The sequence below is a fragment of the Mesorhizobium ciceri biovar biserrulae genome (assembly GCF_001618845.1).
GTDB lineage: Bacteria > Pseudomonadota > Alphaproteobacteria > Rhizobiales > Rhizobiaceae > Mesorhizobium > Mesorhizobium ciceri.
In genome coordinates, this window is sequence record NZ_CP015064.1 from 734,248 (window position 1) to 747,172 (window position 12,925).

Below are 12,925 nucleotides of genomic sequence, written 5' to 3' on the forward strand. Positions count from 1 at the left end.
TGACGGGTCACCAGTGAGCGGCGTCCCGCGAAAGGTCTGAATAGGCTCAGAATCTGCGTAAACTGACAGGAAAAAACCAGCAAACGCAAGCCCGCGCCGCCGGTTCAGGCCGGCTACGCGGGCTTTCTGGGGATAACGCGCCCGAAGTCCGCGAGCCAGTGTCGAAAAACCGAAATCCAGATCGCTTCCAGGCGATGCCACGAGCCCGATGCAGGCCCGGCGCCGCACTGGCAAGCCATTGAATTCCGGCGTTGTTTCGGTTCGGCCCTCCCGGAGGGTCAGGCCTGATCGTTGATCAGCCGCCTCAAAAGCTCAAGTTCCTGCGCCAGCGTGTTGTCGTTGCCGGAAAGGTCCTCGATCTTGCGCACGGCATGCAGCACCGTGGTGTGATCGCGGCCGCCGAAACGCCGTCCGATCTCGGGTAGCGAGCGCGGCGTCATCACCTTCGACAGGTACATGGCGACCTGCCGCGGCTTGACGATGGTGCGCGTGCGCCGGTTGGACAGCAATTCGGTCTTCGACACATTGTAGTGACGCGCCACGATGCGCTGGATGTCCTCGATACGGACACGCTTCGGCTCGCCTGTGCGATAGATGTGGCCGAGGATTTCGTCGATCCGGTCGATGGTGATCTGCGGCTCGAAGGATTGACGGAACAAAAGCTGATTGAAGGCGCCTTCCAGCTCGCGTCCGCTGCCGGTCACGGTGCGGGCGACGTGATTGAGGATCTCCTCCGAAATGTCGAGGGATGCGTCGTCGCTCCTGGCCGTGGCAAGGCGCAATTTGAGCATGCCGAGGCGCATGGCGAAATCGGGCGCCGACATTTCAAGCGCGACACCGCCATTGAGGCGCGAACGGACCCGCGGTTCGAGCGATTCCAGTTCCGATGGTGGCCGGTCGGCAGCGACGACGACCTGCTTGGCGCTGTCGAGCAACATGTTGATCAGGTGGCAGAATTCATGCTGGATCGACTTGCCCTGCAGGAACTGCATGTCGTCGATGATGAGCAGGTCGATGTCGCGCAGCTGCTCCTTGAGCGTCAGAGCGTTGTTGTCGCGGATGGCGGTGGCAAAGCGCCACATGAAATACTCGGCCGTGAGATAGACGACGCGCGACTTGGGGTTCTGCTTCAGCGATTCCGCGGCGATGGCCTGCAGCAAATGGGTCTTGCCGAGCCCGACGGTTGCGTGAAGGAAGAGCGGATTGAAGCGCACCGCGCTCGATTGCGATTCCGCCACTGCCTTGGCGGCGGCGAAGGCCACCCGGTTCGACGGCCCCTCGATGAAAGAGCCGAACGTGTAGCGTGGATCGAGCGGTGACCCCAGAACGTTGTGGCGGAATTCGCTCTCGACGGGTGTGCCCGGACGCGGAGTCGATGCGCGCTCCACCCGGCTGGGGCTGACTGTGCCTGCGGCAAGCGCCGTCTGCGTCTGCCGTGTCACCTTGCTGCGTGCCGGCGTTACCTCTGGCTCGGCCTGGGCGCGTCCCTGACGGGTTGCCGTGCGCACGACGATGTCGATCTTGAGAAGATCGGGATCCTCCTGCTTCCACAGTTCGGAGATGAGGTCGAGATAGTGGCCGTTGATCCATGAGCGCAGGAAGGCGGTAGGCACCGAGATGCGGACAATGCCCTTGGAAGCCTCGGCGACTTTCATGCGGCCAAACCAGCTCGAATAGACTTCGGTTCCCAGGCGCGCCTTCAACTGGGTCTTGACCCGGTCGAATTTCTGTTCCGCGTCGCTGGACACCGCCATGTCGTTTGCTCCGATCAAAGTTCCAGGAAATGGGAGGTCGCCCGTAAGTTCCCTTTCGATGCCGCTCTGCATGATCTTTTCCTTGTCCTTCCGTACCTGTTTTCCGCCGGGGATGCGCCTCCTGCATCCGGTTCCGGCGACCTAAGTCTTTGCTGCGATGTCCGCTGCCGCCGCCGGCAGGTGAACGTCGCCCATTATCCGTGGGAACCGGTGCCGGCCCATGGAAGCCAGTCCGCGTTGGGTATGTCAGGGCAATACAACACCGTCCGGCGAAAAGAGCGCCGGCGCGCCGTCTACCTGCCATGTCTAGTTACGCCAGTCCCCTACCGTATCGAAAAAGACAAACCAAAGCCGTCCGCGGACTTGATCCGCGTTGCAAATCCCGCCAATTTAAGCTGGCCGATTCAGGCTTGGGTTAAGAGCCAGAGCCCGTCCCTTTCGATAGATCGACACTACCGAAATCGCTGTGGATAGGGCAAGGCCACGTCTAACGGATTTTTAAGGAATCTGGTTAGTGGAGGCGGGTTCGAGTGGCATGCCGCGACGGCACATTTTAACAAAGCCATTGTGATTCAAACCCTTTTCCGGCGAATATGAAAAACCGGGCGCTGACAGAAATATTCTGAAATAATTCGCTTGACAGCGACTTCTCCCCGATCGGGCCAGTCCGGTGTGGACAAGCTGTGGATCACCATCTGTAAGCGTTTGAAAAATATAAGCTATTTTTGACAGCCAAGAATCATTAGGCCGGCGATTTTCAAGCGTGCCGATCAACAGCAGGCATGCATATGCCGGCAAACTATTCCCTATTGTGAAATCCGCATAAGACGCCGTTTCCGGACATTCTTTTTAAGTGCTTGCCGGCAAACGAAAAAACCCGGCACAAACGGCCGGGTTCGAAGAACGTCAGTCTAGGCAAGTAATGTCAGGCCGACAGTACCTTGACCCGCTGAGCCAGTCGCGACACCTTGCGGGACGCCGTGTTCTTGTGAATCACGCCCTTGGTTGCGGCGCGCATCAATTCCGGTTCCGCGATCTTGAAGGCAGCCTGTGCGGCAGCCTTGTCACCGGAGGCAAGCGCCTCTTCGACCTGGCGGATATAGGTGCGGACGCGCGAGCGACGGTTCTTGTTGATCGCTGCGCGGCGGACGATCTTGCGCGTTGCCTTTTTGGCCGAGGATGTATTGGCCATGATGCCTCTCTTCTGATCTGGTCGGCGCATGCGGGATGCCGCAGGGCGCAAAAAACAAACGGGCTGCCACGGGGCCGCCTCGGTTGGTGCGGCTTATAGTTCAGCTTTTCCGGCGCGTCAACGCTGCCTGACCTTCTTTTTGGCGGCCAACAGCCATCTTCTTCGAAGCCAAGGGATTGGCGTCAGCGGTTGGTGAAATTCGGCTTCCGCTTCTCGGCAAAGGCCGCCATGCCTTCCTTCTGATCGTCCAGTGCAAACAGCGAGTGAAACAGCCGGCGCTCGAACCGCAATCCCTCGGCAAGCGTCGTCTCGAAGGCGCGGTTGACAGCTTCCTTTGCCATCATCACCGATGGCAGCGAGAAAGCGGCGATCTTGGCCGCGGCCTTCAGCGCCTCCTCGACAAGTTCGCCGGCAGGCACGACCCGCGACACCAGGCCAGAACGCTCGGCCTCGGCGGCATCCATCATCCGCCCGGTCAGGCACATGTCCATCGCCTTCGACTTGCCGACAAAGCGGGTCAGCCTTTGTGACCCGCCCATGCCTGGAATGACGCCGAGCGTGATCTCGGGCTGGCCGAACTTGGCCGTGTCGGCGGCGATGATGAAATCGCACATCATCGCCAGCTCGCAACCGCCGCCGAGTGCATAGCCCGCCACCGCCGCGATAATAGGCTTTCGCGCCCGCGTCAGTTCCTCCCAGCCGACGAAGAAGTCTTGGGCGTAGGCGTCCGCATAGGAGATGGACTGCATCTCCTTGATATCGGCGCCCGCCGCGAAAGCCTTTTCGGAACCGGTGATGACCATGGCGCCGATACCGGGATCGGCGCTGAACCCGTTCACGGCTGCCACCACCTCGGTCAGGATCTGGGAGTTCAGCGCGTTGAGCGCCTGCGGCCTGTTCAGCGTGATCAGCCCGACCTTGCCGTGCGTCTCGGTGATGATCGTCTCATAGGTCATGGCTGCTTCTCCTTGCTTACGCTCGTCTAGAGCGGTTCATCGTTTCACGGAAACGCAGAACCGCTCCATCTCCTTGTCTTGACGCAATTTCGGACGGAAAACCGCCCTCGCTTTTGCTGGAATTGCTCTGACTCATCGCTGACATGTCCGGCAATAAAAGGTCGATCGGCCGCTCTGCACGATACGCTCGATGTGGCCGCCGCAACTGGGCTTGGAGCAGGCCTCGCCTTCGCGGTCGTAGACGGCGAAGGCGTGCTGGAAATAGCCCAGCGACCCATCGGTCTGCATATAGTCCCGCAGTGAGGAACCGCCGGCTGCGATCGCATCCGATATCACCGAACGAATGGCTTGCGCGAGGTGTTCGCTTTGGGCCTGGGCTTTCTTTCCGGGCTTGGCGATCGTGCCCGCCTCGCGCAGCGGCGACAGGCCCGCACGCCACAACGCCTCCGACACATAGATATTGCCGAGCCCGGCGATCAGCCTCTGGTCGAGAAGCGCTGCCTTCAGCGGTGATCTCCGCCCCTTCATCAATGAGGAAAGCAGCGCACCGTCCAATGTGTTGCCCGTAGGCTCGACGCCAAGTCCAGCCAGCATCGGATGAACGTCCGGCAGTCCTTCCGCAAACAACATGAAGCCGAAGCGGCGCGGATCATTGAAGATCACGCGCGATCGGGTACCGGCCGGAGACACGACATGGAAGACGACGTGGTCGTGATTGGAGCTCTTCGAGCGGTCGTGCCGGAAGATGCCGGGCATGTCGCTGCCATCGGCCGTCTCGATGCGGAATGAGCCCGACATGCCGAGATGGCAGATCAGCGCGGGGCCGCCTTCCAGGTCCATCGTCAGATACTTGGCCCGGCGGCCGAGTGCCGTGATCGTCTTGCCGGCCAGTCGCTGCGCGAATTTCTCGGGAAATGGAAAGCGCAGATCCGGTCGGCGTGCCTCGACGCGGGCGATGGTGGCGCCTTCCAGAACCGGCTGAAGTCCGCGCCGGACGGTTTCGACCTCCGGTAACTCAGGCATGACCGCCGATAGCCGCATAGAAAGAAGTGCCGTAGCGTCCGGGCGCCAGCCCGAGATGCTCGGCCACGGTTTCGCCGATGTCGGCGAATGTCGTTCTCAGTCCGATGTCGCCGCCCTTGAGACCCGGTCCAGTGCCGATCACCGGAACCCGCTCGCGCGTGTGATCGGTCCCGGCCCAGGTAGGGTCGTTGCCGTGGTCGGCCGTCAGGATGAGAAGATCGCCCTGCCGCAGCCTCGCAAATGCCTCCGGCAGCCGCAGGTCGAAGGCCTCGAGCGCTGCAGCATAGCCCGCGACATCGCGGCGGTGACCGAATTCGGTGTCGAAGTCGACGAAATTGGCGAAGACGAGGTCACCGTCGCCGGCATCATCCATCGCACCCAGCGCTTCGTCGAACATCGCCATGTTGCCTGCCGCCTTGCGCACTTGCGAAATTCCGCGATGGGCGAAGATGTCGCCGATCTTGCCGACGGCGATGACACGGCTGCCACGCGCCGTCAGCCGGTCGAGCAGGGTCGGTTCCGGCGGGGGCACGGCGTAGTCATGACGGTTGTATGTCCGCTCGAAAGTGGCGGTGGTTTCGCCGACGAACGGCCGCGCGATCACCCGTCCGATCCTGAGCGGGTCAACCAGCCTGCGCACCACCTGGCAGAATTCATAAAGCCGATCGAGGCCGAAATGGACTTCATGCGCGGCGATTTGCAGGACCGAATCGACCGACGTGTAGCAGATCGGCTTGCCGGTCCGGATGTGTTCCTCGCCGAAGCGCTCGATGATTTCGGTGCCCGGCGCATGGCAATTGCCGAGAATGCCCGGCACCTTGCCTTCGCGGATCATCGCCTCGGTCAGTTCGGCCGGAAAGGCGGGAACCGTATCCGGGAAATAGCCCCAGTCGAGGCGCACCGGCAGGCCGGCGATCTCCCAATGGCCCGACGGGGTGTCCTTGCCGCTCGAAACCTCCTGTGCGGCGCCGTGAAAGGCAGTTGGGAGCAGATCCGTCCCGCTGCTGGCAAAGCCCAGCCCCGTTGCGGTTTCGGCAGCCTTGCCAAGCCCGAGCGAGGCCATATGGGGGACAAACAGCGGTCCACTGCGAAGCCCTTCGCGATCCGCGCGGCCCTCTGCACAGGCTTCTGCGATGTGCGCGAATGTGTTGGCGCCGGCGTCGCCGTAGCGGTCGGCGTCGGCCGCTCCACCGATGCCGAAGGAGTCCAGAACGAAGAGGAAAGCGCGTGCCATCGAGTTGTTGCCAGTTTGACCGACCAGACATAGGGTTCCGCGACTTCATTGGCAATTCGGAAACCAAACGGCAACGGCTTGGCGTGATAGTCTGGTGCATGTCGCCCAAAAGTGCGCAGCGGTTTTGGGATAACGACATGCACAAACAGAGATGCATGTCGCCCAAAAGTGCGCAGCGGTTTTGGGCTGCGACATGCACAAATGCTCCGGGCATGGGCATGAATCGAGGACAACAGACCGTGGTTCCTGTCATGAGGGTTGCGCTGAAGACTTATGCCGCTCTCATGCTGGCGCAGGTCGCGCTCTGGTCCAATCCGGCGCATGCCGACTGGCGCGATGATATCGGCACGTTTCGCATCGGCATCGTTGCCGAGCCAGGCGCCGGCAACTCCGTTCCGGGGCTGGCACTGTTGACCGACGCCTACACCAAGGCCTTGGGCATGAAGGTCGAGTTTGTCGTTGCACGCAACTATGCCGCGCTGATCGAGGCGCAGGCCAATGCCCGCATCGAATATGCGATCTATTCGGCCACCGCATATGCGACGGCCTCGCAGCGCTGCTTATGTATCGAACCGCTTGTGGCTCCGGTCGATTCAGACGGCGCGATCGGCATCCGCTCGGTTCTGCTGACGCGGGACGGCAAGCTGGCCGACCTTGCGGCGATGGACAGCCATCGTATCGCCATGGCGCCTTCTGACAGCGTCGGCGGTTCTCTCTTGCCATTGGCGGCGTTGGCGGCGGAAGGCCGCAAGATCGCGGAAGACGCACCGTTTCTGGTCCATGCCGATTCGGCCGCGGCGGCCGAGACGATGCTGGTCGACGGCAAGGCCGATGGCCTGTTCGGCTGGGTGACGGCCGCTGCCGGCGGCCCGCGAGAACCGTCGGGCACCCAGGCCAGGTTGGAGGCGGTAGGGCTCTCGGTGACGGCGCTTCGGATCGTATGGACGTCGGGCCTGTTGAGATACGGCCCCCATGCGGTCCGCAGCGATCTCGACCCCGAAGCCAAGCGCCGGCTTGCCGTGTTCCTCACCAACCTCAAGTCGACGACGCCCGATATCTACGATCTCCTGGAATCGAAACATTCCGGCGGCTTCGCCACCGTGGCGCCAAAAGACTACGAGATGGCCGCTGCTATCGTGCGCTTCGTTTCGGACCGTGGGCCGCAGCAGTAGCTGGAGCGGCCTGCGCACGCCTGGCTGCCTCTGTTCAACAGTCGCTGCAAGGGATCGTCACGCTTCTGCGGGGGCGCAGAAAATAGGTTTCGCCCATGGTTATGTTGCTGAAAGCCGAGGTCAGCCCAAGCTTCTGTTGACTGCTCGCGCTCCACGCGATGACCGGCGTATAGCCGAGGTTGCTTTCGACGCGGATGAGAAAAGTGTTGGCGACTCTGAGCGACGCCGGGATCGTTGTCTCGGTGGTGGCGGCGGCGCCAGGGCTGGCGACGCCGGCTACCAATTTGCGTGACCACACCACCAGTGCCCTCGTCGCATCGGCCGAGACCTGGATTGCCGTGACGGTGATGGTCGGATTTGAGCGGTTGTAGGGCTGAAGGGTGACGCTGCCGATCTGCATGATGGCGTCGACATCTGCCTTGAGGACGCTTGTCTGCTGGGTGACGAGATCGGCCACCATGCTGCCGATACGGCTGACCTTCTTGCTGGTCTCGATGGCTTGCGACGCTTCCATTGTGAGGAAATACATGATCAGCAGAATTGGCATGATCAACGCGAATTCGACCGCCGCGATGCCACGACGATCGGACCAGAACAGACTTGTTTTCCGCCAAACTCCCGTAATCATAAGATGTGCCCCCGCACGCATCATGCCCATTGCCCTTTTCTTATACTGCTCGTGCATTCCGCTCAGTTGTCGAACGGTTCGTTCTGCCAGGTCACCGATGCGAAGTGCAGCGTCTTGTTGCCGCCCATCGATTTGGCCAGCAGGTCGGTCATGATCGGCCATTTGTAAAAGACCCGCAGCATGTTCCTCGACTCCGCCGCACCCGCTGTCACTGAAAACGACTGGGTTGCGGTGCCTTTCGTCAATACGACATCGCCGTTCTGGATCTTGAAGCCGGCCGTGGCCGCATCGGCGAACGATGTATATTGGCGAAGATCCACCAGCAGTTGATTGGGACAATCCTGGGAAACGATGATCTGCAGTTTTGTGCAGATCATGTCCCGCAAGTTGGTTCCGGCGACGTCAACCGCCCTCAACTGGCCGGTGCGAAGCTTGCGCGCGACATCGTCGGTGATGTTGGCCATCACTTCCTGCGCGGCAAACGAGATGCAGCTTTCCAGAATGGCGAAGACAAGCAGCGCGAAGGGGACTGAAAGGATCGCGAATTCGATTGCCGTGGCGCCGCGCCGGTCACGAAGAAAGCGGGCGAAAAACCTTGGGCATCTCACTTTGTGGTCGCCTGCGCGGCCGTATCCCTTGCTCATGTCCGATCCTGCCGATCTCTATGCGGTCTCGGAAGGACCATTAACGCAAACCGATTGAGGTCCGGTTTGGATGATCGTTAAAGTCGGCGCAGGCCTCTTAACCGGCCAATAACCGCACCGGCAGCCGGTCACGCCACCTATCGGCTGACGCTCATCTCCGCCTCGGAAGACTTCTCCGCTTCGCTCTTGTAGGAGCTTTCGCAATAGGGCGTGCAGGACATCGTCTGGATTTCGGCACGCCGATAGATGCGCACCGACGAAGCGGCCTGCCGCACGACGGTTACCTGCTCATCGACGATGGGACTGCCGTCGGTATCGAGCACGACCAGATTGGTGACGCCGAAACCTTTGCCGGTGAGCACGATCGTCGAAGCGTCCTGCACGGAAGCGTCGGCGATTGCCGGGTTGCCGACCACGATGGTGTCTGCGGGACGCGACAGTTTGACGATCTTGGCCTGGTTCATCGTGACCTCGATGCCGGCGCCGGCCATGGCGGGCGCGACGAAGCTCGAGACGGCAAGAAGCGCGGCAATCAGGATTGACGATCTCGGCTGGGCCATTGAGGCGCTCCACGCAGGCGGACTGATCAACGGAACATGAACGAGATTGGTGAACCAACGGTTAAGCCTGCGATGTTGCCAATCCTGCAATGGCCGATAAGGGCGCCCCGCGAGGCGCGGTCCAGTCGGGGCGCAAGCCTGCCAAACCTGGGACTGGAAGGCGCGGCGGTACTTTAGCCCGAAGTTAACCACGCAATATGTTCGAACCGGGAAAGGAATCGGTAAGGCTGTTTCTTAAGCCGATCGAAAGAGCTTCTCCCTAGATTGGCAGCATCCGATCAACCATCACAGAAGTTGACGGAAGTGCTGTAACACGTGGAGTAGGAGCTCTCGAATGTCTAATCTCATCGCACGTTTTGTGAAGGACGAATCCGGCGCGACCGCTATCGAATATGGTCTGATCGCCGCTCTCATCGCGCTCGCCATCATCACTGGCGCCGGCACGCTCGGCAATGCGCTGAATGCCAAGTTCACCAACATTGGCAGCACCCTGAACGGCACGCCGAGCGGCAGCTGATCGGCTTATCGCCGAGCACTTGCATTACATTTCTGGAAAAGGGCCGCCGCGTGGCGGCCCTTTTTCTATGCCGCTGCCAATATAGGTCGTCTTTTCGTTCTTGGCCTCATCAATCGTTAATCGAACATACTTAGATTGAGCCCGTGAAATCGGACAATAGGCATGGCGCCGATGCTTGAAGCCCTGATCTTCGTCGTCTTTCCGTTCTGCATGCTGTTTGCCGCGATCTCCGACATGCTGTCGATGACGATCGCCAACCGCGTGCCGGTGCTGCTCGTCGTCGTTTTCGCGCTGGTCGCGCCCCTTACAGGCATGGACTGGGCGGCCTATGGCGGACATTTCGCCGCCGGCGCCCTGGTCCTGGCCGTGACGTTCGGCCTGTTTGCAATAGGCGGCATGGGCGGCGGCGACGCCAAGCTTCTGGCCGCAACCGCGATGTGGATGGGCCTCAATGTCAATCTCGTGGAGTATCTTGTCGCCTCGACAATCATCGGCGGCCTGCTGACGCTCGCGATCATCCTCTACCGGAAGTCGATGCTTGCGGCCGTTACCGGCCAAAATCCGTTTCTGCGCCATTTCGCCGACGAGGCAAAAGGCGTTCCCTATGGCGTCGCGCTCGGCCTTGGCGGGTTGCTGACCTATCCGGACTCGCCTTTGATGATATGGGCGCTGGCCAGGCTGGCGGCCTGACCACGATATTATTTTATTGTCTGTCAGCATTGCCGAGACCCCGTTCTCAACGGGGTCGGCCCGGCTGTTTTGGCCGGTCCGGCTATAGTCCGGCTAATTTATGTAAACGTTAAATTAATCACGATCGTAAGCATTACATTAACCTTGTTTTGACGATTGCCGCTGCAAAGTCCGGCTTGGCTACGTGGTTTGCCAGGGCAAGGGTTCGGACAGATGCCAGCATCGCGATTGATAATTCTGAGCGTGGCGGTGGCCGCGGCGGGTGGCGCTGGCTATGTCGCGAAGAACATGGTGGCACCGCCGCCCCAGGTCGTCGTTGATTCCGCTCCCCAGGCCCCGGCAGTGGCACTCCAGGATGTGCTTGTGCTTTCAGGCGACGTTCCGATGGGCAGCCCGATCCAAAACAACATCGCCTGGCAATCCTGGCCCGCCGACGGCGTCAACGCGAATTTCATCACCCGCACCGCCGAGCCCGAGGCGCTGGACAAGCTGAAGGGTTCCATTGCCCGTGTGGCGATGTATGCCGGAGAGCCGCTGCGGCGTTCCAAGCTGATCGGGGAGGGGCAGAGCTTCATGTCGTCGATCCTGCCTTCCGGCATGCGGGCGGTCGCCACGGCCATCTCGGCCGACACGTCGGCCGGCGGCTTCATTCTTCCCAACGATTTCGTCGACGTCATCATGACCCGCAGGGCCGATGCCGCCAGCGGTGCCGCCGGCTTCAACACCGAAACCATCCTCAAGAACATCCGCGTCCTGGCCATCGACCAGACCATTCAGGAGGACGAGGAAGGCAAGAAGACTAGGGTGGGCCAGACCGCCACGCTGGAACTGACGCCCAAGCAGGCGGAGATTATCACCGTCGCCCAGCAGATGGCGGATCGCCTGACCTTGGCGCTGCGGGCGGTCGCGGACACGCAGGAAAAGAATGTGGGTGAGGCCGACTATCTCGTTTCCGGCAATGGCCGCAGGGGAACGGTGAGGCTGATCAAGTCGGGCGAAGTTTCCGAAGTGGGAGCAAGGAAATGAAGCTAGGTGGCAAACTGCCGGCAATCGTAGCCGCGGCATTCGGCCTGCTGCTCGTCGGAACGAATGTGCAAGGCAGCGTCGTCGAGGCAAAGAACGCGCAGGTCACGGCATCGACGGCCACCCAGCGCGTCAAGCTCGGCCTCAACAAGTCGGTGGTCATCGACCTGCCGAGCGATGCCTATGACATTCTCGTAGCCAACCCGGCGGTTGCCGATGCGGTGACCCGCACCGCAAGGCGCATCTATCTGTTCGGCAAGGCGGTCGGCGAGACGAACATCTTTGTCTTCGGCCCCAATGGCGAGCAGATCGTCAGTCTGGACCTGGCCGTCGAGCGCGACGTTGCCGGCCTTGAGGATTATATCAGGCGCTTCCTGCCGACGTCGGCCATCAAGGTGGAACTGCTGAACGACAACGTCGTCCTGACCGGAACGGTCGACACGCCGCTGGACGCAAAACGCGCGGTCGACCTGGCGACGATCTTCGTTTCCGGTGGTGAAGCGACGACCGGACAATATTCGCAGACCGCTGCCGGCGGTTCGGCCCAGAGCGGTGTCGACATCAACAATCCGGACCAGGAGCGCCGCACCAGCAAGATCGTCAACCTTTTGCAGATCATTGGCGACGACCAGGTAACGCTGAAGGTCACGGTCGCCGAAGTCAGCCGCTCGGTGATGAAGCAGCTCGGCGTCAACATGGTCGGCAGCGGGGGCAGCAACGGCATTAGCTACGGCGCGGTCAGCGACAATTTCATGGGTCTCGGCAAGCAGCTATCGAACTCGGGCCTCCAGGTCGGCGCGTCGGGGCTGCAGGCCTATGTCAACGCCATGGAGCAGTCCGGAGTCATGAAGACTTTGGCGGAGCCGACCTTGACCGCCGTATCCGGCGAGAAGGCGACCTTCAAGGTCGGTGGTGAATACAACATGGTCACAAATGTCGACCAGAAGGTATCCGACGACAACCGGACTGGGTTGAAGACCTACAGTGTCGAAAAGATCGAGTACGGCATCGGCCTGGAATTCCAGCCGGTGGTGCTGTCTCCCGGCCGCATAAGCCTGAAAGTCCGAACCTCGGTTTCCGAGCCGACAACCGAGGGATCCGTGTCGTTGTCCGAAGGCGTGACGAGTTCCGGCATGAACGCCCTTTCGCTGCGTAAGCGTCTTGCCGATACGACCGTTGAACTGCCCTCGGGCGGCTCCATGATGATCGCCGGGCTGGTTCGCGACGATGTCAGGCAAGCCGTCAACGGACTGCCCGGACTGACAAAGATTCCAGTGCTTGGCGCGCTCTTCCGCAGCAGGGATTTCGTCCGCAACGAGACCGAGCTCGTCGTCATCATAACCCCCTATCTGGTGAAGCCGGTGGCACGCAACGACCTTGCCAAGCCGGACGACAATTTCAACGCCGCCAGCGATGGCGCCGCCATGTTCCTTGGCCGCGTCAATCGTGTCTACGGCACCATGCAGACCGACAAGCCCAACGGCCGCTACCACGGCGTCGTCGGCTTCATCTACAAGTGAGCGGAGAAGCGG

At 61.1% G+C, this 12,925-nt stretch carries 13 protein-coding genes; 5 read left to right on the forward strand and 8 right to left on the reverse strand.

The window, feature by feature from the left end; genetic code table 11:
- Positions 1-278: 278 nt before the first annotated feature.
- The 5 genes from dnaA to A4R29_RS03465 form a co-directional block, all read right to left on the reverse strand.
- Positions 279-1,754: a chromosomal replication initiator protein DnaA gene (dnaA, locus tag A4R29_RS03445; protein ID WP_224618575.1), complete on the reverse strand. Its 1,476-nt coding sequence runs from the start codon at positions 1,752-1,754 to the stop codon at positions 279-281.
- A 925-nt stretch (positions 1,755-2,679) separates the two neighbouring features.
- Positions 2,680-2,946 (reverse strand): 30S ribosomal protein S20, encoded by a 267-nt coding sequence (gene rpsT / locus A4R29_RS03450; RefSeq protein ID WP_013533694.1) that lies wholly within the window; start codon positions 2,944-2,946, stop codon positions 2,680-2,682.
- 182 nt (positions 2,947-3,128) lie between these two features.
- Positions 3,129-3,902, reverse strand: coding sequence for an enoyl-CoA hydratase (locus tag A4R29_RS03455; RefSeq protein ID WP_027161752.1), 774 nt, complete (start codon positions 3,900-3,902; stop codon positions 3,129-3,131).
- A gap of 132 nt (positions 3,903-4,034) precedes the next feature.
- Positions 4,035-4,925 carry a bifunctional DNA-formamidopyrimidine glycosylase/DNA-(apurinic or apyrimidinic site) lyase gene (gene mutM, locus A4R29_RS03460; RefSeq protein WP_063173544.1) on the reverse strand — a complete coding sequence of 297 codons (891 nt, stop codon included), beginning with the start codon at positions 4,923-4,925 and terminating at the stop codon, positions 4,035-4,037.
- Complete coding sequence (locus A4R29_RS03465) at positions 4,918-6,159, reverse strand: phosphopentomutase (protein ID WP_063171179.1); 1,242 nt, start codon at positions 6,157-6,159, stop codon at positions 4,918-4,920. The genes mutM and A4R29_RS03465 overlap by 8 nt, the downstream gene beginning before the upstream one ends.
- Positions 6,160-6,410: 251 nt before the next feature.
- Here A4R29_RS03465 and A4R29_RS03470 point away from each other — a divergent pair, with 251 nt between their 5' ends.
- On the forward strand, positions 6,411-7,331 hold the full coding sequence (locus A4R29_RS03470; RefSeq protein WP_063171180.1) for a phosphate/phosphite/phosphonate ABC transporter substrate-binding protein: 921 nt from the start codon (positions 6,411-6,413) through the stop codon (positions 7,329-7,331).
- Positions 7,332-7,365: 34 nt separating this feature from the next.
- Here the strand turns inward: A4R29_RS03470 and A4R29_RS03475 are convergent, their stop codons facing one another.
- The 3 genes from A4R29_RS03475 to A4R29_RS03485 all read right to left on the reverse strand — a co-directional run bounded on the left by A4R29_RS03475 (position 7,366) and on the right by A4R29_RS03485 (position 9,163).
- A complete protein-coding gene (locus A4R29_RS03475; RefSeq protein WP_013533689.1) occupies positions 7,366-7,983 on the reverse strand; it encodes a TadE/TadG family type IV pilus assembly protein in 618 nt (205 codons plus the stop codon).
- A gap of 38 nt (positions 7,984-8,021) precedes the next feature.
- Positions 8,022-8,603, reverse strand: coding sequence for a TadE/TadG family type IV pilus assembly protein (locus tag A4R29_RS03480; RefSeq protein ID WP_063169998.1), 582 nt, complete (start codon positions 8,601-8,603; stop codon positions 8,022-8,024).
- A gap of 137 nt (positions 8,604-8,740) precedes the next feature.
- Positions 8,741-9,163 carry a pilus assembly protein N-terminal domain-containing protein gene (locus tag A4R29_RS03485; protein ID WP_013533687.1) on the reverse strand — a complete coding sequence of 141 codons (423 nt, stop codon included), beginning with the start codon at positions 9,161-9,163 and terminating at the stop codon, positions 8,741-8,743.
- Positions 9,164-9,497: 334 nt separating this feature from the next.
- Between A4R29_RS03485 and A4R29_RS03490 the strand changes: the two genes are divergently transcribed.
- From A4R29_RS03490 to A4R29_RS03505, 4 genes are all read left to right on the forward strand, one after another.
- Entirely contained in the window at positions 9,498-9,680 is a 183-nt protein-coding gene (locus A4R29_RS03490) for a Flp family type IVb pilin (protein ID WP_063171181.1), read from the forward strand.
- A gap of 171 nt (positions 9,681-9,851) precedes the next feature.
- Complete coding sequence (locus A4R29_RS03495) at positions 9,852-10,370, forward strand: A24 family peptidase (RefSeq protein WP_013533685.1); 519 nt, start codon at positions 9,852-9,854, stop codon at positions 10,368-10,370.
- Between the two features lie 213 nt (positions 10,371-10,583).
- Positions 10,584-11,396 carry a Flp pilus assembly protein CpaB gene (gene cpaB / locus A4R29_RS03500; protein ID WP_013533684.1) on the forward strand — a complete coding sequence of 271 codons (813 nt, stop codon included), beginning with the start codon at positions 10,584-10,586 and terminating at the stop codon, positions 11,394-11,396.
- Entirely contained in the window at positions 11,393-12,913 is a 1,521-nt protein-coding gene (locus A4R29_RS03505) for a type II and III secretion system protein family protein (protein WP_063171182.1), read from the forward strand. Before cpaB ends, A4R29_RS03505 begins: the two co-directional genes overlap by 4 nt.
- Positions 12,914-12,925 lie beyond the last annotated feature (12 nt).

Coding starts and splice junctions, on each gene's coding strand:
- A4R29_RS03505 (WP_063171182.1), top strand. CDS start 11,393: ATGAAGCTAGGTGGCAAACTGCCGGCAATCGTAGCCGCGGCATTCGGC.
- mutM (WP_063173544.1), bottom strand. CDS start 4,925: ATGCCTGAGTTACCGGAGGTCGAAACCGTCCGGCGCGGACTTCAGCCG.
- A4R29_RS03485 (WP_013533687.1), bottom strand. CDS start 9,163: ATGGCCCAGCCGAGATCGTCAATCCTGATTGCCGCGCTTCTTGCCGTC.
- rpsT (WP_013533694.1), bottom strand. CDS start 2,946: ATGGCCAATACATCCTCGGCCAAAAAGGCAACGCGCAAGATCGTCCGC.
- A4R29_RS03465 (WP_063171179.1), bottom strand. CDS start 6,159: ATGGCACGCGCTTTCCTCTTCGTTCTGGACTCCTTCGGCATCGGTGGA.
- A4R29_RS03480 (WP_063169998.1), bottom strand. CDS start 8,603: ATGAGCAAGGGATACGGCCGCGCAGGCGACCACAAAGTGAGATGCCCA.
- A4R29_RS03470 (WP_063171180.1), top strand. CDS start 6,411: ATGAGGGTTGCGCTGAAGACTTATGCCGCTCTCATGCTGGCGCAGGTC.
- A4R29_RS03455 (WP_027161752.1), bottom strand. CDS start 3,902: ATGACCTATGAGACGATCATCACCGAGACGCACGGCAAGGTCGGGCTG.
- A4R29_RS03475 (WP_013533689.1), bottom strand. CDS start 7,983: ATGATGCGTGCGGGGGCACATCTTATGATTACGGGAGTTTGGCGGAAA.
- A4R29_RS03495 (WP_013533685.1), top strand. CDS start 9,852: ATGCTTGAAGCCCTGATCTTCGTCGTCTTTCCGTTCTGCATGCTGTTT.
- A4R29_RS03490 (WP_063171181.1), top strand. CDS start 9,498: ATGTCTAATCTCATCGCACGTTTTGTGAAGGACGAATCCGGCGCGACC.
- dnaA (WP_224618575.1), bottom strand. CDS start 1,754: ATGGCGGTGTCCAGCGACGCGGAACAGAAATTCGACCGGGTCAAGACC.
- cpaB (WP_013533684.1), top strand. CDS start 10,584: ATGCCAGCATCGCGATTGATAATTCTGAGCGTGGCGGTGGCCGCGGCG.